A 387-nucleotide genomic window follows, 5' to 3' on the forward strand; every position below is an offset into this window, starting at 1 on the left:
TTCTCTCCTTCCTCTTGAATACCTGTACCCTATTTTAAATTAAAAGGCTGTACTTCGGTAAAGTGCGATCTAAATGGTAGTGCAGCCAAAGGCGAGTTTCGGATTTTCCATGTCAGCAGTGGAAGTAAGCTCAATCTACAAAGTGTAGCGATCAAAGGCGGCTGTGCTGATGGAGCCAATTTTCCAGATACTGCCGGTGGCGGTGTTTTTGTGGAGGTCGGCAGTCAGCTTGCAGTCTCCGAGGTTCAGATCTCCAGTAATGGGGCTTTTTCTTTCGGGGGCGGCATCCACAACCTGGGCACAGTAACTATCAACAAAGCCGATATCTCGGGGAACAGTGCTAACCAGCAAGGGGGTGGCATCCACAACGGCAGCGGCGGCACGATA

The 387-nt window shown here is 50.4% G+C and carries 1 protein-coding gene; it reads right to left on the minus strand.

Translation table 11 applies throughout. The features are described 5' to 3' along the window. Positions 1 to 135: 135 nt before the first annotated feature. The coding region (locus tag NW846_RS12515; protein WP_414516196.1) for a hypothetical protein at positions 136 to 387 on the minus strand (252 nt) is incomplete at its 5' end.

This window comes from Synechococcus sp. W60.3 (genome assembly GCF_047502615.1).
GTDB lineage: Bacteria > Cyanobacteriota > Cyanobacteriia > Thermostichales > Thermostichaceae > Thermostichus.